We start from the raw sequence: 16,402 nt of genomic DNA, 5'->3' as shown, positions 1-16,402 counted from the left end.
ATGCCCCTGACGCATCCGGATCCCGGGACGGCCGTGGGATCCGTGGCCATCGTCGCCGACGACCTCACGGGCGGCAACGACTCCGCCGTGCAGTTCGCCCGCGCCGGGTGGATCGCGCGGCTCGCCCTCGGCGACGCCGCCGAGCAGCACGGCGCGGACGGATCCGTCGTGGCCATCGTCACCGACGCCCGCGCCCTGTCCCCGGTCCGGGCCCGCGAGGCGACCGCGGCCGCCGTGGCCACGGCCGTCGAGAACGGAGACGGCCGGGTCTTCCTCAAGATCGACTCCACCATGCGCGGCTCCGTCGCCGACCAGGTCGACGGTGCGGTCCGCGCCTGGAGCGCCCGCGAGGACGGCGCGTTCGCCGTCGTCTGCCCGGCCTACCCGGCGATGGGCCGAACCGTCGAGGCCGGTCGCCTCCTCGTCGACGGCGCGGGCGTCGAGACCACCTCGGTGGGTCGCGATCCCGTGACGCCCGTGCACACGAGCGCTCTCGCCGAGCTCCTGCCCGGCAGCACGCACCTCGCCGCTTCGCCGCGGGAGGACGCGCGGACGCTCGCCGAGCGCATCTCGTCCGGCGTCGCCGACGGCGCGCGCGTCGTCACGATCGACGCCGCGACCGACGCCGACCTCCGCCTCCTCGCGGACGCCCTCCTGCTGCTCGGCCCGCGGGCTGTCCCCGTGGGATCCGCCGGCCTCGCCGTGGAGATGGCGCGCGTCTGGGGTGCCGGGCTCGCCGCATCCGGCGCGGTGAACATCGGCGCGGGGCCGGCCAGGTGGACGGGGCCGCGTCACGTGGTGGTCGTCGTCAGTTCGCTGCACGAGGTCTCCCGCCGCCAGCACGCGCACCTCATCGAGGCGGCGGACGCGGGTGACCTGCGCGCCTCCGTGCGGACGCTCGCCCCGAGCATGGACGACATCCTCGACGACCGGCTGCCCGCGCTCCCGGCGCTGCCCTCGGGTCCGGACGGTGCCGCGTCGGTGACCGTCGTGCTCGCCCCGGCGCGCGGATCCGACACCCCGCCGGAGCCGACCGCCGGATTGCCGACCGCCGCCGAGCGCGTCGCGGCCGCGCTCGCCCGTCTCGCCGGCCGGATCCTCGCCCGGGACGGCGCCACCGCCCTCGTGCTCCTGGGCGGCGAGGGCGCGCGCGCCGTCCTCGGCCGCCAGGGAGCCGACGCGATCCTGGTCCGCGACGCCATCCGCGAGGGGATGCCGCGCGGCACCATCGAGGGCGGCCTGCTGCATGGCATGCCCGTGGTGACCAAGGCGGGCGGCTTCGGCTCCCCCTCCGCGCTCACCGAGATCGTGCCCGAGCTCCTCGACCCCCGACCCACCGAACCCACCACGCAAGGAGATCCCGCATGACCCTCCCCCGACTCGCCCTCACCCTCGGAGACGTCGCCGGCGTCGGCCCCGAGATCACCGCGAAGACCCTGCTCGGCCACGACGACCTGCGCGAGAAGGCGATCACCGTCGTCATCGGCGACGAGGCCGCCATGCGCCGCGGCGTGGAGAACGTGGGCGGCGACCCCGACATGGTGCGCGTCATCGCGTCCGTCGCCGACGCGCGCAACGAGCCCGGCACGATCGAGCTCATCCAGACCGGCCCCTCCCTCGCGGACGTGGAGCTGGGCGTGCTCAGCTCGGTCGCCGGCGACGGGTCGTACCGCTTCGTCGTGGAGGCGTGCCGGCTCGCGCGCGAGGGCGAGGTCGACGGCATCGTCACCGCGCCGCTCAACAAGGCCGCGATGCACGCCGGCGGACACCAGTGGCCCGGCCACACCGAGCTGCTCGCCCACGAGTTCGGCGTCGAGAACTTCTCGCTCGTGCTCTCCGCCGGCGAGCTGTTCTTCTTCCACCTGACGACCCACGTCTCGATGCGTCAGGCGATCGACGACATCACTCCGCAGCGCACGGGCGACGTGCTCGACCTGGCCGGCGCCTTCGCCGCGTCGATGGGCACGCCCGACGAGCTCATCGGCCTCGCCGGCCTGAACCCGCACGCGGGCGAGAACCGGCTGTTCGGCGACGAGGACGCGGACATCCTCGCGCCCGCCGTCGCCGCCGCGAAGGAGCGGGGCCTGAACGTCGTCGGCCCCGTGCCGGGCGACGCGCTGATCCCGGCCGCCGTCCGCGGCAAGTACAAGCTCGTCGTCGTCTGCTACCACGACCAGGGGCATGCGCCCTTCAAGGCCGTCTACGGCGACGACGGCGTGAACATCACCGTGGGCCTGCCCGTGGTGCGGGTGTCCGTCGACCACGGCACCGCGTTCGACATCGCCGGCCAGGGGATCGCGAGGGAGGCGAGCCTTGTACTGTCGGTGGAGCGCGCCGCGTCCCTGGCCCCCGGGTGGGACCACGTCTGGCGCACGGCGCAGAAGATCGACGCCCCCGCCGCCTGACCCGTGACACCCGAGGAGACCGTGCCGAACCGGATCGACGACCTGGATCCCGGCGCGGTCTCCTCGTCGCACGCGGGGCCGCTGCACGCGCAGCTCACCGCCGTGCTGCGCGCTCCGATCATGGACGGCGCGTGGCCGCCCGGCTCCCAGCTCCCGACCGAGGCCGAGCTGCAGGAGCGCTTCGGCGTGTCCCGCTCGGTCGTCCGCCAGGCGCTGCACGCGCTGACGGCGGAGGGGCTGGTCCAGCGTGGACGCGGGCGCGGCAGCATCGTCGCGCCGCGCGGTGAGCTGCACCGCCTCGTGCAGCGGGTGTCGGGGCTATCGACGCAGGTGCCGTCGGTGACCACGCGCGTGCTGGAGCTGGCGCCCGGGCGCGACGCGGACGCCGAGCGCGTGCTCGGCGGATCCGACGTGCACCTCCTGCGCCGCCTCCGCTCGGCGGGTGGCGAGGCCGTGGCGCTCATCCACACCTGGCTCCCGAGTGGCATCGCCGGGCGGCTGACCGCCGAAGACCTCACGGACGCCTCCCTGCACGCCCTCCTCCGCGCCCGGCTGGGGGTCCAGGTCGCCGCCGGACGCCGCCAGGTGCGAGCCGTCGGCGCGTCGTCCGAGGTGGCCGCCGCGCTGCGCGTCGCGGAGGGCGCTCCCGTCCTGGTGCTCGAGGGCACGAGCACGGACGCATCCGGGGATCCCGTCGAGGTGTTCCGAACCTGGCACCGCGCCGACCGCTTCGTCTTCGACATCGACGTCCTCACGAACGAGGGCGACTCGGGGGCCCCGGCCCGCGCGGCCTCCTCGCCCGGCGCCTCGACGGCGACGGCCGCCCCGGGTGCGGGCGGGTCGGCGTCCGACGCCGCACTCGCGGCCCACGCGCTCGCCCTGTCCCGCGAGCTGGCGGAGCTGGCGCGTCGCCTGAACTGACCGACGTCGCACGTCGCACGTCGCACGTCAGCGGAGCGGCCGACGTCGCGCGTCGCTGGCGCCACTCCGAGGGGTGTCCGCACGCGAGGCCGCGGCTGCCGCGAGCCGATCACCCCCAGGGCCCGCCGCTGGGGAGAGCGGCGGTGTCCGCCGGGGCCCGACCCGTAGCGTCGTGCCGCATCCCGGCGGCGCTCGCCGCCGACTCCCCCTCACCTCGAACAGAGAGACGACCATGTCCGCCATGTCCTCCCCGCTGCGCCGCCCCGCGGCCGTCGCCGCGCTCGCCCTCGTCGCGACGCTCGCGATCCCCACCGCGGCGCAGGCCGCAGCGCCCGCCCACCACGCGGCACCCGCCCACGCCGCGGTCCACCACCACGCGCCCTTCGCGCTCCGCACCACCGTCGTCCCGAGGACGGCCGTCACGAAGTTCGGCGGCGGCGTCATCTACGAGCCCCGGGACACCGGCAAGCCCGTCCTCGGCGCCGTCGTCATCACCCCCGGCTTCACGGACACGAACGCCGACGAGAAGGAGTACGCCGAGCTCGTCGCCTCGCAGGGCTTCGTCGCCTTCGCGATCGACACGCTCGACACCGGCGACATCCCCGCCGACCGCGCCACCCAGATGCTCGCGGCGGTCGACTGGCTCACGGGATCGAGCCCGGTGAAGGCGGAGGTCTCCCCCGACCGCGTCGCCCTCCTCGGCTACTCGTTCGGCGGCGGCGGCGCGATGCAGGCGGCGCAGTCGCGCCCGTCCATCAAGGCCGTGGTCGGCATGATGCCGTTCGACGCCCCGCCGGAGAGCGACCCGAACGCGACGACCCCGGCGTACCCGAGGATGACGACCCCGACCCTGGTCATCACCGGGCAGGAGGACGACGTCGCCGACCCGAAGTACTTCGGCAAGCCCGCGTACGACTCCATCCCCGCCGGGACCCCGAAGCAGTACCTGGAGCTGAAGGGCCTCGGTCACGGCGCGGGCGAGCACATGCCGGTCCCCACGGTCCGCACGGCGGTCACGGCGTTCCTCAAGCGCTACCTCGACGGCAACAGCGCGTACGGGAGGTTCATCTGCCCGGCCCCGAAGGCCGTCGGCCCCATCAGCGCGTCGCTCAGCTCCTGCCCCCGGGGCTGATCCGCCCGCTCCCCTCCACGCGGCGTCCGGCCTCCGGGTCGGGCGCCGCGCGTCGTCTCAGCTGACCGCAACCGCGGCGGCGACGAGACACGCGAGGCCGAGCGCCAGGACCACCGCCGCCATGCCCCAGCCCTCGGCGGCGGCGACGAGCCGTGACCTGACGGCTCGGCGGCGCTCCAGGCCGCAGCCGATCAGCATCACCGCGACGACCGCGACGGCGATCCACCGCGCGAGCGCCGTCCAGGGCGCACCCGCGAGGTCGACCACGACGGCGGCGAGCAGGGACAGCACGAGCAGCGTCCCGGTGACGGCCCAGAAGGCGAAGGAGATGTCGTCGGCGTCGCCCGTTCCCGCGTGGTCGGTGCCCCACGCGAGGCGACGCTCCTGCCGCAGGCGCTCGACCTCGACGACCAGGTCGAGGACCTCCGACGGCAGGTCGCCCGCGGGGAGGGCGAGGAAGTCGGCGAGCCCCGCCGTGCCCGTCCACGACGCCGCGAACTGGCGGGCCGCGAGCTGGCGCTCGCGCCGGGTGGTGAGCCCTCCGATCGCGAGCCCGTACCGCCCGGCCTGGTCGGCGGCGCCGAGCTCGCGGTAGCGCCCGACAAGGGCCCGACGCACGCCCGCATCCGCCGGCTCGCGACGCACGCGCGTGCGCAGGGACTCCAGCGCGGCGGCCCGCCGGCCGCTCTCCCACAGGCGGTCCGCGCGCGCGATCGCCTCGGCCTCGTCCATCGGCCCATGCTGTCAGCTGCGCCGCGGGCGTGTCCCCCGACGCGACGCCTAGGGTGGACCCGATCCACCATCCGCCCCCGCTCGACGCGGGCCGGCCACCGAACGGAGCGCTGATCGCGCTGAGCACCACCCCGCCGCCCGGCGACCCGCGGCGCCCCCGCCGGGATCCCGGCGCCGCACGCCCGCCACGCCAGCGCCGCCGCCGCGTCAACCCGCAGGAGATGCGCGACGTCCGCGCGCGACTCCGCGGCACCATCTACGAGGGCACGGAGCCCGCGCACGGCCGCCTCGGCGACCTCTACTCGCCGCGTCAGATCATCGACTTCTGCCTCGACCTCGGCGAGGTGATGCTCGCCTCCGGCGCCGACGTGCGCGCGGTCGAGATCGCGATCGTCGCCGTGAGCACCAAGTGGAACCTCGCGCCGCTCGAGCTCGACATCACGGGCACGGCCATCACGATCCAGTACGCGCCGCTCGAGGGGCCACCGCTCGTGAAGCTGCGCGTCGTCACCGCCGAGGGCAGCGACCTGCACCGGCTCTCGCTCGTGTACCAGATCGTCGACGAGCTCCTCCACGACGACCGCGACATGACGAGCGCCGTCGAGGGCCTCGTCGAGGTGCTCAAGTCGCCGCCGCGCTGGCCGTCGTGGATCACCGACGCGGCCATGGGGCTCTTCGGCGTCTCCGTCTCGCTGCAGGCGGGCGGCTCGCTCGCGGGCGCGGTCGGGGCGTTCCTCCTCATGATCGGCGTGATGGTGCTCGGACGGCAGCTGTCGCGCCGCGGCATCCCGCCGTTCTTCGTGGTCGCCGTGCAGTCGGCGGCCGTCGCCGCGATCGGCACGATGGCGATCTGGTGGGGCGTCATGCCCGCGGGGAGCGCGGCCGCGATGGTCGCGGCCGTGGTGGTGCTGATCCTCCCCCACGTCACGATCGTCACCTGGGCGCAGGACGCCATCTCGGGGTTCCGGGCCATGGCGCTGTCGCGGGCGATGATCATCGTGCTCGTCGTCGCGGGCATCGCCGTCGGGATCCCCGGCGGGCTCGCGCTCACCGCGGGCGTCGACATCGAGGTGGATCCCACGGACATCACGCTGCGGGCGCTCCCCCTCTGGATGCTGCTCATCACCACGTTCTTCGCGGCAGGCGCCACCGGGATCACGCAGGGCGCCAACGCGCGCGTGATGCCCGTGGCCATCGCCATGGCGCTCGTGGGCACGGTCTCGCTCTGGATCCTCAAGGCGGCCGGCATCCCGCTGCTCGCGGCGACGTTCCTGGTGGCGACGCTGCTCGGCGCGCTCGGGACGGTGGTCGCGGCGCGCCTGCGGGTGTCGGCCACGGCGATCGCGGTGCCGGCCTTCTGCGGATCCCTCCTGCCGTCGCTCGCGGTCGCGTCGGCGCTCCTCAACTCGATGGCGGGCACGTCCGGCGCCACGGGCGCGTTCGTCGGCGCGATGGCGACGACCCTCGCGATCGGCGCGGGCCTCGTGCTCGGCAGCCTCCTCGCGACCCCGCAGGCGCGGCGCCACCTCCGCCGCCGGGCCAAGCGCGTCGTGGTGCAGTCGGTGCGGCTCGACACGACGCCCATCGGCATCATCCGCGACCCGGAGCTCGTGGATCCCCCCGCGCGACCGGCGGGCGGCGGCGTCGACCTCGGCTGACGCCCGGCGGTCCCTCCCGCGCGGGTCGCGCGGCGCCGGAGAGTACCCCGCTCCGCCGGCCGGGATCCGCCCCCGAGGCCGGGCATAGCCTGGAGGGACAGGTCCCCACGAGGGACGCCACCCACTCCCGAGGAGGATCCCCGATGGACGTGCACCCCGGTGTCACCCTGCTGGACGAGGACGTGCGCGACGCGCACGAGCTGTTCCGCTCGCTGCACGCGCACCCCGAGCTCTCGATGCAGGAGCACGCGACCGCCGCGGCGATCGAGGCGTACCTGGAGGCGATCGGCGCCGAGACGAGCCGCTGCGGCGGCACCGGCGTGGTCGGGATCCTCCGCAACGGCGAGGGCCCCGTGGTCGCGTTCCGAGCGGACACCGACGGCCTCCCCATCCTCGAGGAGACCGGCCTCGCGCACGCCAGCCGCGACACGGGCATCGACCCGTCCGGCACCGAGGTGCCCACGATGCACGGCTGCGGCCACGACTTCCACGTCGCCGCCGCGCTCACCACCGCCCAGGCGCTCGCCGCGAACCGCGAGGCGTGGGCCGGCACGATCGTCTTCGTGTTCCAGCCCGGCGAGGAGACCGGCGAGGGCGCCCGCGCGATGCTCGCCGACGGCCTCTGGGACCGGGCGCCGCGCCCCGAGGTGATCCTCGGCCAGCACGTCTTCCCGCTCCCCGTCGGCATGGTCGCCACCCGCGAGGGCGCGTTCATGAGCATGTCCGACTCGTGGAAGGTGACCGTGAAGGGCCGCGGCGCGCACGGCTCGCAGCCGCAGAACTCCATCGACCCGATCGTCGCCGCCAGCGCCATCGTGCTGCGCCTGCAGACCGTGGTCGCGCGCGAGATCGACCCGCAGGCCGCGGCCGTCGTCACCGTCGGCACGTTCCAGGCGGGCACGAAGGAGAACATCATCCCCGAGCACGCGACGCTGGGCCTCAGCATCCGCACGTTCGACCCGGCGGTGCGCGAGCGCGTGCTGGCGTCCGTGCGGCGGATCATCGTGGCCGAGGCCGCCGCGAGCGGGGCGCCCGAGCCCGAGATCGAGGAGATCGTCTCGTTCCCGCTCAACCGCAACGACCCGGAGGCCACGCGCGGCGTCGTCGCGGCGCTCACGGCGCAGCTCGGGGCGGACAGGGTCGTCGAGTCGCCGCCCATCATGGGCAGCGAGGACTTCGGGATCCTCGGGGAGGCGATCGGCGTCCCCACCGTCTACTGGGCGTTCGGCGGCGTCGAGCCCGAGGCCTTCGGCGGCGAGACCCCGCCTCCCGGCAACCACACGCCGCAGTTCGCTCCCACCATGGAGGGCACGATCGAGACGGGCGTCAAGGCCGCGACCGCCGCCCTCCTCTCGCGCGTCGGCGTGGCCCGCGCGTAGGGTCGAGGGACGCGCACACGACAGGAGGAACCACCGTGTCCGACGCACTCATCGCCGGGGCCGTCGTCGCCCCGCTCGTCATCGCCTACGTCGCGCTCATCGTGACCGCGATCGTCCAGGTCGTCCGCGACGGCTCGCTCGCCGGGCTCGCGCGCGACCTCTGGGTCGTCGCGCTCGTGGTCGTCCCCGTCTTCGGCGCGATCGCCTGGTTCGCGGTCGGGCACCGCACGGCCGACGCGCAGCGCGCCGTCGACCGGTTCCGGTTCAGCCTCTAGCCGCTCCCCGCGCAGCCCCGCGCCCGCCGCTCGACCCCGGTCAGCGGCGGGCGCGCCTGTTCCGCCAGGCCGACCACGCGCCGGTCGCCCACAGCGCCCAGATCACGAGGAGCGGCTGGAACACGAGGCGGATCGCGCGGGCCGCGTCGGTCTCGAGGCCGAAGGCCGGCGTGCGGGTGACGAGCTGGGAGATGTTGCCGGGGAAGATCGCGACGAAGAACGCCGCGACCACGAGTCCGACCCACACGCGCCAGCGGCCGAGGAGCACGAGCGACAGGCCGAGCACGATCTCCACCACGCCCGATGCGAGCACCACGAAGTCCGGATCCATCGGCAGCCACGTCGGCACCTGCGCCTGGAACGACTCGCGCGCGACCGTGAGGTGGCCCGTGCCGGCCATGACCAGCACGAGGCCGAGCAGGATCCGCGCGAGCGTCCGCGGGAGCGAGCGGCGGCCGCCGTCCGGGGCGATGCGCGGGTCGGCGGTCGAACGGGACGCGGGGCTCGTGGTCATGCGCCCAGTCTGACGCGGGGCGGATGCGCGGCCCCTCCATGCGGATCCCCGCGGTACCGCACCTTCCCCACCCGCCGGAACCGGTCCTAGGCTCCCGCCATGACCCTCGATCCACCCGACATGGCGACCGGCGCGGACGCCGATCTCCTCGGCCACGACGACCGCCCCCGACCGCCGCGCGCCGACGAGCGCGCCTGCCTCACCGGCTTCCTCGCGCTCAACCGCGCCACCGTGATCCGCAAGGCCCGCGGCCTCTCGGACGCCGACGCCGCCCGCCGCGTGCTGCCGAGCCTCACCTCCGTCGCGGGCGCCATCCGGCACCTCGCCGACGTCGAGCGCTCGTGGACGGTCGAGCTGATGGAGGCCGGCGACTACGACCGGCGCTTCGGAGGCGACGACGACCCGGACGGCGAGTGGCGCGTCGCGCCGGCGGACTCCCTCGCGGAGATCGTGGCCGACTACGAGCTGGCGTGCGCGGGGAGCGACGCCGTCATCGCCCGGCACGACCTCGACGACATCGCCGCCGCCGGTCCACCCGACGAGATGCCGTCGCTGCGCTGGATCGTGGTGCACCTCATCGAGGAGACCGCGCGCCACGCGGGCCACGTCGACGTGGTGCGGGAGCTGGTCGACGGTGTCACGGGCGAATGATCCGCGTCAATCGAGGACGAGCACGGCGATCCACATCGCGGCGAACACCAGGAGCGGCACGCCGACCGCGATGACGCCGCCGAGGGTCGGCGTCATACGCAGGCGTCGCACCGGTCGCGGCCGGGACGCGCGACCCGGGTCGGGCAGGCCGATCGCCTCGAGCACGGCGTCGACGGCGGTCGGATCCTCCGGCCGGGCGATCGCATCGGCGCGCCAGCGCTCCCAGCGGTCGACCTTCGCGACGAGCGCGGTCGTCGCTTCGATCACGTCGCGCCAGCGCTCGGGATCGCGCGTCACGACGTCGTCGAACGAGGTGAGCAGCAGCCGGTCGCCGACGACCTCGACGTCGAGCCCGCGGACCCGGTCGATGAGCAGGGCGAGGATGTCGGGCGTGAAGAGGTAGAGGGCGTCGCGCTCGCTGCCCGCCGGGCAGTACAGCGCGTAGTGGCGGTCGAAGTCTCCCTCGAGCGAGAGGCGCTGCTCCCGGTCCGGGCTCGACATCATCGTCAGCGCGCGCCGGACGATCCCCCGTCGGGCGATGACGCGGATGTGCGGCATCTCGTGCGCGAGCCGGATCATCGCGTACCCGCCGAAGCGCGGCGCCCCCTCGCGCCGGCCGGCCGTGACGATCTCGTGGTTGCCGAACTCGATGCCGGGCGCCAGGGTCGGCCGCATCACGCGCGTGAGGTCGAAGAAGCGGCGCGCGGATCCGAAGCGCCCGTCCGACATCGGCCCCGGGAGGTACTCCATGCCGTTGGCCTCGGCGAAGCGCACGAGCCGGAGGTGGGCCCGGTAGCCGCCGCGGCGCTCGCGGGAGCGGATCACCCAGCTGCCGAACACGACGAGCAGGATGGCGAAGATCGACGCGAACAGCGCCTGGAAGAGGACCTGCTCGCCGGCGTCGGGCGCGCCCTTCTGGAGCGTCTCCACCATGATCCCGGCGAAGAGGGCGAGCGCGATGACGCTGTCCCACAGGAGGAAGTGCATGAGGAAGGTGCGCGCCTTCACGCCGATCCCCTCCGCCTCCGGGTGCTCACGCCGGAACTCCCGGCGGAACGTGCGGAGGTCGCGGCGGCGGATGCGGTCGGTGAGCGGATCCGTGTCGAGCCTGGCTCGCGTGAGCGCCGTGACGCGGCTCACGGCAGCGTCGTGATCAGGAAGCCGAGCCCGAGGAAGACGACGGCGAGCGCGATGAGCAGGAGGAGCCCGAGCGTCGGCCGCATCCGGAGGCGTCGGCCGGCCGTCGCGACGCCGCGCGCGCGACGGGCCCGGCGGCGCGCCTTCCCGGGCTCGGGCACGGCGAGCGCCTCGTCGGACGCCGTGAGCACCGACGCCTCCTCGCCCTCGAGCGACAGCAGCCGGTCGTCGCGCCAGCGCTCCCACCGGTCGACCTTCGCCATGAGGGCGGCGGTCGCGTCGATGACGTCGTGCCAGCGGTCGGGCCTCAGCGTCACCATGTCCGCGGGCGAGCGCAGCAGCAGGCGGTCGCCGCGGATCTCCACGTCGAAGCCGCGCACCCGGTCGACGAGCACCGCCATCACGTCGGGGGTGAAGAGGTAGAGGGCGTCGCGCTCGTACCCTTCCGGGCAGTAGAGCGCGGCGTGCCGGTCGAAGTCGCCCTCGAGCTCGAGGCGCTGGGAGCGGGCGACGTCCACGGTCGGCGTCATCGCTCGGCGGAGGCGCGTCCGGTTCGAGATGACCTGGATGTGCGGGAGCTCGCGCCGCAGGCCGATCATCGCGTAGCCGCCGTACTGGGTGATGCCGGACGCCTTCGACGCGGAGGCCAGCTCGTGGTTGCCGAACTCGACGGGGCGCGCGGTGCGGGGCCGCATGATCCGGGTGAGGTACATGCCGCGCGCCGCGACCTCGCCCATGTGCCCGTCGGAGAGCGGACCGGGCGTGTAGCTGAGGCCGTTGACCCGCCCGAAGCGCGCGAGGCGGTAGTGGCTGCGGATGGTGCTCCGACGCCGGCGGGTGCGGATCAGGCGCCAGGCGAAGAAGACGCCTGTGCCGAGCAGCGGGATGCCGAAGACGGTCATGCCGAGGGCGTCGCCGCGCATCTCGGGGTCGTCGGTGAAGATCGCGGCGAGGCCGGCGACGAGCACGAAGACGCCGCCGAGCGGGATGGTGAGCACGGCGAGGATCCCCATGGCGATGCGGCCGAATAGGAACAGCGGCGAGACCAGGACGGGGAACCGGGCGGTGAACTCGCGGCGGAAGCGGCGGAGGTCGTCGCGGTCGATGCGTCCGGTCAGCGGCGTCGTGTCCAGCTGCGGCCGGCTGGGCGCGTGCGTCGTCATGGATCCCCTGTCCCGCGGCGTCCCGGCCGCCCGTCCACCGTACCGACGCCGTGCACCGCCGCCGGGCGCGCGGACGCCCCCAGCTCGGGCGGCACGGGTCTGCGCGGATCGGCGCCGGTCAGCGCGGGAACGCCGTCGCGCCCACCTTCTCGTACGCGGCCCACGCCTCGACAGGACCGCGGCCCGCGACCGCGTGCTCGCCGATCGCGCGGGCCTTGTAGATGGCCGGGTTGTGGCTCGCGACGACGCGGGCGTTCCGCCAGTGCCGGTCGAGCGCGCGCTCGCGGAAGGTGGCGGACGCTCCCCCGACCTCGAACAGCAGCGTCGCGGCGGCGGGCACCTGGTCGACCGCGTGCACCTGCGCCTGGTAGACGGCGTTCTCGGCGGCGTCGAGGGACGGCCGGTCGAGGGCCTCGCCGGCCGGGGCGGTCGCGACCGCGTCGTCGAGCCAGGCGGCGGCCGCGAGCGTGGCGGCGCGCACGGCGAACGCCGCGGTGGAGATCCGGCCGACGACGTCGAGCACCTGCGGGTCGTCCTTCGGCAGCGCCGCGTTCGCGTGGATGTAGGTGCGCGTGCGGCTGCGCACGTACGCGACCGCGTCACGCTCGACCTCCTGCGCGATCCCCGCCAGCACCGCCACGAGGTGCAGCTGGTAGAAGGCCTGGATGTGGCTCAGCGGCGCCTCGCGGTACGCGGTGACGGTCGCCGGATCCACCTCCACGCCCGCGAAGGTGGTGGTGCCGCTCGCGGTGAGGGTCTGGCCGAACGCGTCCCAGTCGTGGACCGCGGTGACGCCGGGCGCGTCGGTCGGGATCGCGAGGGTCACGCGCTCGACGCCGTCGGCGGCCGCGCGACCCGCGGCGAGGTAGATCCAGTCGGAGTAGAGCGTGCCGGTCGAGTAGTACTTGGTGCCGTCGAGGATCCAGCGGCCGTCGCGCTCCTGGAGCGTCGTGGAGATGTCGGCGAGCGTGTTGCCGGTCTGCTCGCTCGTGGCGTTGCCGACGATGGCGCCGGACGCGATGCGGCGGATCCACTCCTCGCGCGCGGGGCCCGGCGGCCGCCGCAGCACGAGCTCGACGTAGCCGAAGTGGCCGCGCAGCAGGTGCCCGACGTTCGCGTCGGCGGCGGACAGCTCGATCACGAGCTCGACGAGCTGGGCGAGCGAGGCGCCGCGCCCGCCGTCTGCGACGGGCAGGCGGATGGCACCGAACCGCGCCTCGCGGAGGAGCGCGACGGCGTCGAACGCGAGCTGCCGGTCGCGCTCGCGGGCGACGGCGCCCTGGCGGATCCGGTCGAACAGCGGCAGGAACTCGGCGCGCAGGTCGGCGCGGGTAGCGGTCGCGGTCGCCCCGTCGGCCGTCACGGTCACGAGAACGCGCCCCGGTACGCCGCCGCCGGGTGCGACTCCGGCAGCCGGTCGTGTCCGGTGAGCTTGTGCCGCAGCGTCCCCGGCTCGTACTCCTTCTGCTGCAGCCCGCGCTCCTGCAGCACGGGCGTGACGTGGTCGACGAAGTCCTCGTAGCTGCCGGGCAGGGTCCAGTTGATGACGTTGATCCCGTCCACGCCCGCCTCCTGCCAGCCCGCGAGCACGTCCGCGATCTGCTCGGGCGTGCCCACGACGCGGCCGCGGAGCTTCGCCGAGAGGCGGGCGAGGTCGGCGATGGTCGGCTCGCGGTCGGGCGACGCCTCGCGCAGCCAGTTGAGGTGGCTCTGCCCGGCCTGGGTCTCGACCTCGGAGAGCGGGGTGGCCGGATCCAGCTGCTCGCCCGTCTTCGGGTCGAAGCCGAGGTTGGAGTGCAGGAGGAAGCCGTCGGCGCTCAGGTACTCGTCGATCTCGGCCTCGTTGCGCTTCGCCTCCTCCTCCGTGCTGCCCGTGATGAAGGAGAGCCCGAGCCAGAAGGAGAGGTCGTCGGCCCGCCGGCCCGCGTCCACGGCGAGCGCCCGGGTGTCCTCGATGAGGGCGCGGGTCTTCTCCGGCGTCGACGACAGGATGAACTGCGCCTCCGCGTTCCGGGCGGCGAAGCGGCGGCCGACGGGCGAGGATCCCGCCTGGAAGAGCACGGGCGTGCGCTGCGGCGACGGAGACGACAGGTGGGGACCTGCGACCTTGTAGCGCGGCCCCTCGTGGTCGATGCGGTGGATCCGCGACGCATCCGAGAACACCCCGCGCTCCTTGTCGCGCTGGAGAGCGTCGTCGTCCCACGATCCCTCCCACAGCTTGTAGACGACGTCGAGGTACTCGTCGGCCCAGGCGTAGCGGGCGTCGTGGTCCTCGAGGCCGTCGTGCCCGAAGTTGCGGGCGGCGCCGTCGAGCGCGCTCGTCACGACGTTCCAGGCGATGCGCCCCTTCGAGATGTGGTCGAGCGTCGACACCTTGCGCGCGAAGTCGAACGGGTGCGCCTGGAGCACCGAGCTCGTGAACGCGAAGCCGAGGTGCTCGGTGCTCACGGCGAGCGCGGAGATCAGCACGGACGGGTCGTTGCTCGGGAACTGGAGGCCCTCGCGCGCGTTCACGTCGTAGGCGCCGTCGCCCGGACCGTAGAGGCCCACCACGTCGGCGAAGAACATGGCGTCGAAGCGGCCGCGCTCGAGGGTCCTCGCGAGGTCCACCCACAGCTCGACGTCGTCGAACTCGTGCTGGCGGGCGGACGGGTGCCGCCACAGCCCGTGCTGGATGTGGCTGGCGGTGTTCATCACGAACGCGGCGAAGCGGAGCGGGGGCCGGGCGTCGGGCATGGGGATCCTCTCGTCGGACCTCCACCCTCCCACCCGCTTCCCCGGGCGCCGGAATCCGGGGCGGCCCGTGTGACGCGGGGTTACCGGCGCGCGTTACGCGGCGTGACCGCGGCCCTTCCCCGGCCGGGGGATCACGGGCCACGGTGGGCGGCAGCCGAGCGGATCCCCGCCCGGCCTTCCCCTGCACCGCAGCCGCACCGCTGGAGACCCCATGACCACCGCACCGCCCGCCGCATCCGCCGCGTCGACGCCCCCGCCGCCCGCGTCGCCCGCTTCGCCCTCCGATCCCGAGGCCCCCGCCGACGTCTCCCGCCGCCGACGCCGCGTCCTCACCGCGTCGTTCGTCGGCACGACCGTCGAGTACTACGACTTCTACCTCTACGCCACCGCGTCCGCGCTGGTGTTCGGCAGCCAGTTCTTCCCGAACCAGACGCCCGCGGTCGGCCTGCTCTCGTCGTTCGCCGCGTACGGCGTCGGCTTCCTCGCGCGGCCCATCGGCGGGATCGTCGCGGGCCACCTCGGCGACCGCATCGGCCGCAAGCGCATGCTCGTGTACTCGCTCGTGCTCATGGGGATCGCGTCGACGCTCATCGGCGTCCTGCCGACCTACGCGACCATCGGCTTGGCGAGCGTCGTCGGCCTCGTGTTCCTGCGGCTCGTGCAGGGCATCGCGGCCGGCGCCGAGTGGGGCGGATCCGCGCTGCTGTCCGTCGAGCACGCCCCCGCCCACCGCCGGGGCCTCTTCGGCGCGTTCACCCAGATGGGATCCGCGGGCGGCATGCTCCTCGCCACCGGCGTCTTCGCCGCGACGCGCTTCTCGCTCGGCGAGGAGCAGTTCCTCGCCTGGGGCTGGCGCCTGCCGTTCCTCCTCAGCGCCGTGCTCGTGGGCGTCGGCCTCGTGATCCGCCTCCGCGTGGAGGACGCCGCCGAGTTCCGCGACATCAAGGCGTCCGGCAAGGTCGAGCGCTTCCCGCTCGGCGTCGTGCTGCGGAAGCACCCGCGCGCCGTGCTGATCACCGCGGGTCTCCGCCTCGTGCAGCCCGCGCTCTACTCGATCCTCACCGTCTACACGCTCTCCTACCTCGCCGAGAACCGCGGCGACTCGGGCGTCGCGCTCACGTCGGTGCTCATCGTCTCGGCGCTGAGCCTGCTGACCACGCCGCTCTGGGGCTGGATCTCCGACCGCGTCGGCCGCCGCCGCCTCACCATCGGGAGCGCCGCCGGCATCGGGATCCTCATCTGGCCGTTCTTCGCGTTCCTCGACTCCGGCCCGCTGCTGCTCCTGCCGCTCGTCTTCGCGCTCGGCATGAACGTCTTCCACGACTCGATCTACGGCCCGCAGGCGGCGTGGTTCGCCGAGCAGTTCCCGACGGGCGTCCGCTACAGCGGCGTCTCGCTCGGCTACCAGGTCGGCAGCATCTTCTCCGTCGGCCTCACGCCGCTGCTCGCGGTGCTGTTCCTGCAGTGGGGCGGCGGCTCCCCGTGGATCCTCTGCGCCTACATCGGGCTGTACGCGGTGCTGACGATCGCCGCGGCGCTCGCCGCGAAGGACCCGGCGCGGGAGGCGATCGCGGAGCGGAAGGCGCGCGGTGCCGCCGACGCCGACGCCGACCCCGTGCACCCGGCCGTCGCCGTGGCGGGATCCGCGCATGCGGACGAGCACGACCGGGAGCGCGTTCCCGCCCGGTAGGCCCTGCGC

The 16,402-nt window shown here is 74.5% G+C and carries 15 protein-coding genes; 9 read left to right on the top strand and 6 right to left on the bottom strand.

The window, feature by feature from the left end; genetic code table 11:
* The 4 genes from BFL37_RS00970 to BFL37_RS00955 all read left to right on the top strand — a co-directional run bounded on the left by BFL37_RS00970 (position 1) and on the right by BFL37_RS00955 (position 4,458).
* The gene (locus BFL37_RS00970; RefSeq protein WP_143331573.1) at positions 1-1,368 is read left to right on the top strand and encodes a four-carbon acid sugar kinase family protein; all 1,368 of its coding nucleotides are present in this window, start codon (positions 1-3) and stop codon (positions 1,366-1,368) included.
* Positions 1,365-2,405 (top strand): 4-hydroxythreonine-4-phosphate dehydrogenase PdxA, encoded by a 1,041-nt coding sequence (gene pdxA / locus BFL37_RS00965; protein ID WP_086513313.1) that lies wholly within the window; start codon positions 1,365-1,367, stop codon positions 2,403-2,405. Before BFL37_RS00970 ends, pdxA begins: the two co-directional genes overlap by 4 nt.
* 21 nt (positions 2,406-2,426) lie before the next feature.
* Positions 2,427-3,326: a GntR family transcriptional regulator gene (locus BFL37_RS00960; RefSeq protein WP_086513312.1), complete on the top strand. Its 900-nt coding sequence runs from the start codon at positions 2,427-2,429 to the stop codon at positions 3,324-3,326.
* A gap of 241 nt (positions 3,327-3,567) precedes the next feature.
* On the top strand, positions 3,568-4,458 hold the full coding sequence (locus tag BFL37_RS00955) for an alpha/beta hydrolase (protein WP_241533795.1): 891 nt from the start codon (positions 3,568-3,570) through the stop codon (positions 4,456-4,458).
* A gap of 57 nt (positions 4,459-4,515) precedes the next feature.
* Here the strand turns inward: BFL37_RS00955 and BFL37_RS00950 are convergent, their stop codons facing one another.
* Positions 4,516-5,190: a hypothetical protein gene (locus tag BFL37_RS00950; protein ID WP_086513310.1), complete on the bottom strand. Its 675-nt coding sequence runs from the start codon at positions 5,188-5,190 to the stop codon at positions 4,516-4,518.
* A 221-nt stretch (positions 5,191-5,411) separates the two neighbouring features.
* Between BFL37_RS00950 and BFL37_RS00945 the strand changes: the two genes are divergently transcribed.
* The 3 genes from BFL37_RS00945 (at position 5,412) to BFL37_RS00935 (ending at position 8,502) form a co-directional block, all read left to right on the top strand.
* Positions 5,412-6,848, top strand: a complete 1,437-nt coding sequence (locus tag BFL37_RS00945; protein WP_241533787.1) for a threonine/serine ThrE exporter family protein — start codon at positions 5,412-5,414, stop codon at positions 6,846-6,848.
* A 143-nt stretch (positions 6,849-6,991) separates the two neighbouring features.
* Positions 6,992-8,227 (top strand): amidohydrolase, encoded by a 1,236-nt coding sequence (locus BFL37_RS00940; protein ID WP_086513308.1) that lies wholly within the window; start codon positions 6,992-6,994, stop codon positions 8,225-8,227.
* 35 nt (positions 8,228-8,262) lie between these two features.
* A complete protein-coding gene (locus BFL37_RS00935) occupies positions 8,263-8,502 on the top strand; it encodes a PLDc N-terminal domain-containing protein (RefSeq protein WP_086513307.1) in 240 nt (79 codons plus the stop codon).
* A gap of 40 nt (positions 8,503-8,542) precedes the next feature.
* Here the strand turns inward: BFL37_RS00935 and BFL37_RS00930 are convergent, their stop codons facing one another.
* Positions 8,543-9,016, bottom strand: coding sequence for a DoxX family protein (locus tag BFL37_RS00930; protein ID WP_086513306.1), 474 nt, complete (start codon positions 9,014-9,016; stop codon positions 8,543-8,545).
* A 99-nt stretch (positions 9,017-9,115) separates the two neighbouring features.
* Here BFL37_RS00930 and BFL37_RS00925 point away from each other — a divergent pair, with 99 nt between their 5' ends.
* Complete coding sequence (locus tag BFL37_RS00925) at positions 9,116-9,667, top strand: DinB family protein (protein WP_086513305.1); 552 nt, start codon at positions 9,116-9,118, stop codon at positions 9,665-9,667.
* A gap of 6 nt (positions 9,668-9,673) precedes the next feature.
* Here the strand turns inward: BFL37_RS00925 and BFL37_RS00920 are convergent, their stop codons facing one another.
* The 4 genes from BFL37_RS00920 to BFL37_RS00905 all read right to left on the bottom strand — a co-directional run bounded on the left by BFL37_RS00920 (position 9,674) and on the right by BFL37_RS00905 (position 14,703).
* Positions 9,674-10,807, bottom strand: a complete 1,134-nt coding sequence (locus BFL37_RS00920) for a hypothetical protein (protein WP_086513304.1) — start codon at positions 10,805-10,807, stop codon at positions 9,674-9,676.
* Positions 10,804-11,967: a hypothetical protein gene (locus BFL37_RS00915; RefSeq protein WP_086513303.1), complete on the bottom strand. Its 1,164-nt coding sequence runs from the start codon at positions 11,965-11,967 to the stop codon at positions 10,804-10,806. The genes BFL37_RS00920 and BFL37_RS00915 overlap by 4 nt, the downstream gene beginning before the upstream one ends.
* A gap of 118 nt (positions 11,968-12,085) precedes the next feature.
* On the bottom strand, positions 12,086-13,336 hold the full coding sequence (locus BFL37_RS00910; RefSeq protein ID WP_241533786.1) for an acyl-CoA dehydrogenase family protein: 1,251 nt from the start codon (positions 13,334-13,336) through the stop codon (positions 12,086-12,088).
* Positions 13,333-14,703: an LLM class flavin-dependent oxidoreductase gene (locus tag BFL37_RS00905; RefSeq protein WP_086513302.1), complete on the bottom strand. Its 1,371-nt coding sequence runs from the start codon at positions 14,701-14,703 to the stop codon at positions 13,333-13,335. The genes BFL37_RS00910 and BFL37_RS00905 overlap by 4 nt, the downstream gene beginning before the upstream one ends.
* A 211-nt stretch (positions 14,704-14,914) precedes the next feature.
* Here BFL37_RS00905 and BFL37_RS00900 point away from each other — a divergent pair, with 211 nt between their 5' ends.
* The gene (locus BFL37_RS00900; RefSeq protein ID WP_086513301.1) at positions 14,915-16,393 is read left to right on the top strand and encodes an MFS transporter; all 1,479 of its coding nucleotides are present in this window, start codon (positions 14,915-14,917) and stop codon (positions 16,391-16,393) included.
* Positions 16,394-16,402 lie beyond the last annotated feature (9 nt).

It is taken from the genome of Clavibacter michiganensis (genome assembly GCF_002151125.1).
Lineage (GTDB): Bacteria > Actinomycetota > Actinomycetes > Actinomycetales > Microbacteriaceae > Clavibacter > Clavibacter michiganensis_C.
This window is presented reverse-complemented; position numbering and strand designations above follow the sequence as displayed.

Excerpts from the sequence above, each read along its gene's own strand:
- BFL37_RS00970 (WP_143331573.1), top strand. The coding sequence starts at position 1 with ATGCCCCTGACGCATCCGGATCCCGGGACGGCCGTGGGATCCGTGGCC.
- pdxA (WP_086513313.1), top strand. The coding sequence starts at position 1,365 with ATGACCCTCCCCCGACTCGCCCTCACCCTCGGAGACGTCGCCGGCGTC.
- BFL37_RS00955 (WP_241533795.1), top strand. The coding sequence starts at position 3,568 with ATGTCCTCCCCGCTGCGCCGCCCCGCGGCCGTCGCCGCGCTCGCCCTC.
- BFL37_RS00950 (WP_086513310.1), bottom strand. The coding sequence starts at position 5,190 with ATGGACGAGGCCGAGGCGATCGCGCGCGCGGACCGCCTGTGGGAGAGC.
- BFL37_RS00945 (WP_241533787.1), top strand. The coding sequence starts at position 5,412 with ATGCGCGACGTCCGCGCGCGACTCCGCGGCACCATCTACGAGGGCACG.
- BFL37_RS00940 (WP_086513308.1), top strand. The coding sequence starts at position 6,992 with ATGGACGTGCACCCCGGTGTCACCCTGCTGGACGAGGACGTGCGCGAC.
- BFL37_RS00930 (WP_086513306.1), bottom strand. The coding sequence starts at position 9,016 with ATGACCACGAGCCCCGCGTCCCGTTCGACCGCCGACCCGCGCATCGCC.
- BFL37_RS00925 (WP_086513305.1), top strand. The coding sequence starts at position 9,116 with ATGACCCTCGATCCACCCGACATGGCGACCGGCGCGGACGCCGATCTC.
- BFL37_RS00915 (WP_086513303.1), bottom strand. The coding sequence starts at position 11,967 with ATGACGACGCACGCGCCCAGCCGGCCGCAGCTGGACACGACGCCGCTG.
- BFL37_RS00905 (WP_086513302.1), bottom strand. The coding sequence starts at position 14,703 with ATGCCCGACGCCCGGCCCCCGCTCCGCTTCGCCGCGTTCGTGATGAAC.
- BFL37_RS00900 (WP_086513301.1), top strand. The coding sequence starts at position 14,915 with ATGACCACCGCACCGCCCGCCGCATCCGCCGCGTCGACGCCCCCGCCG.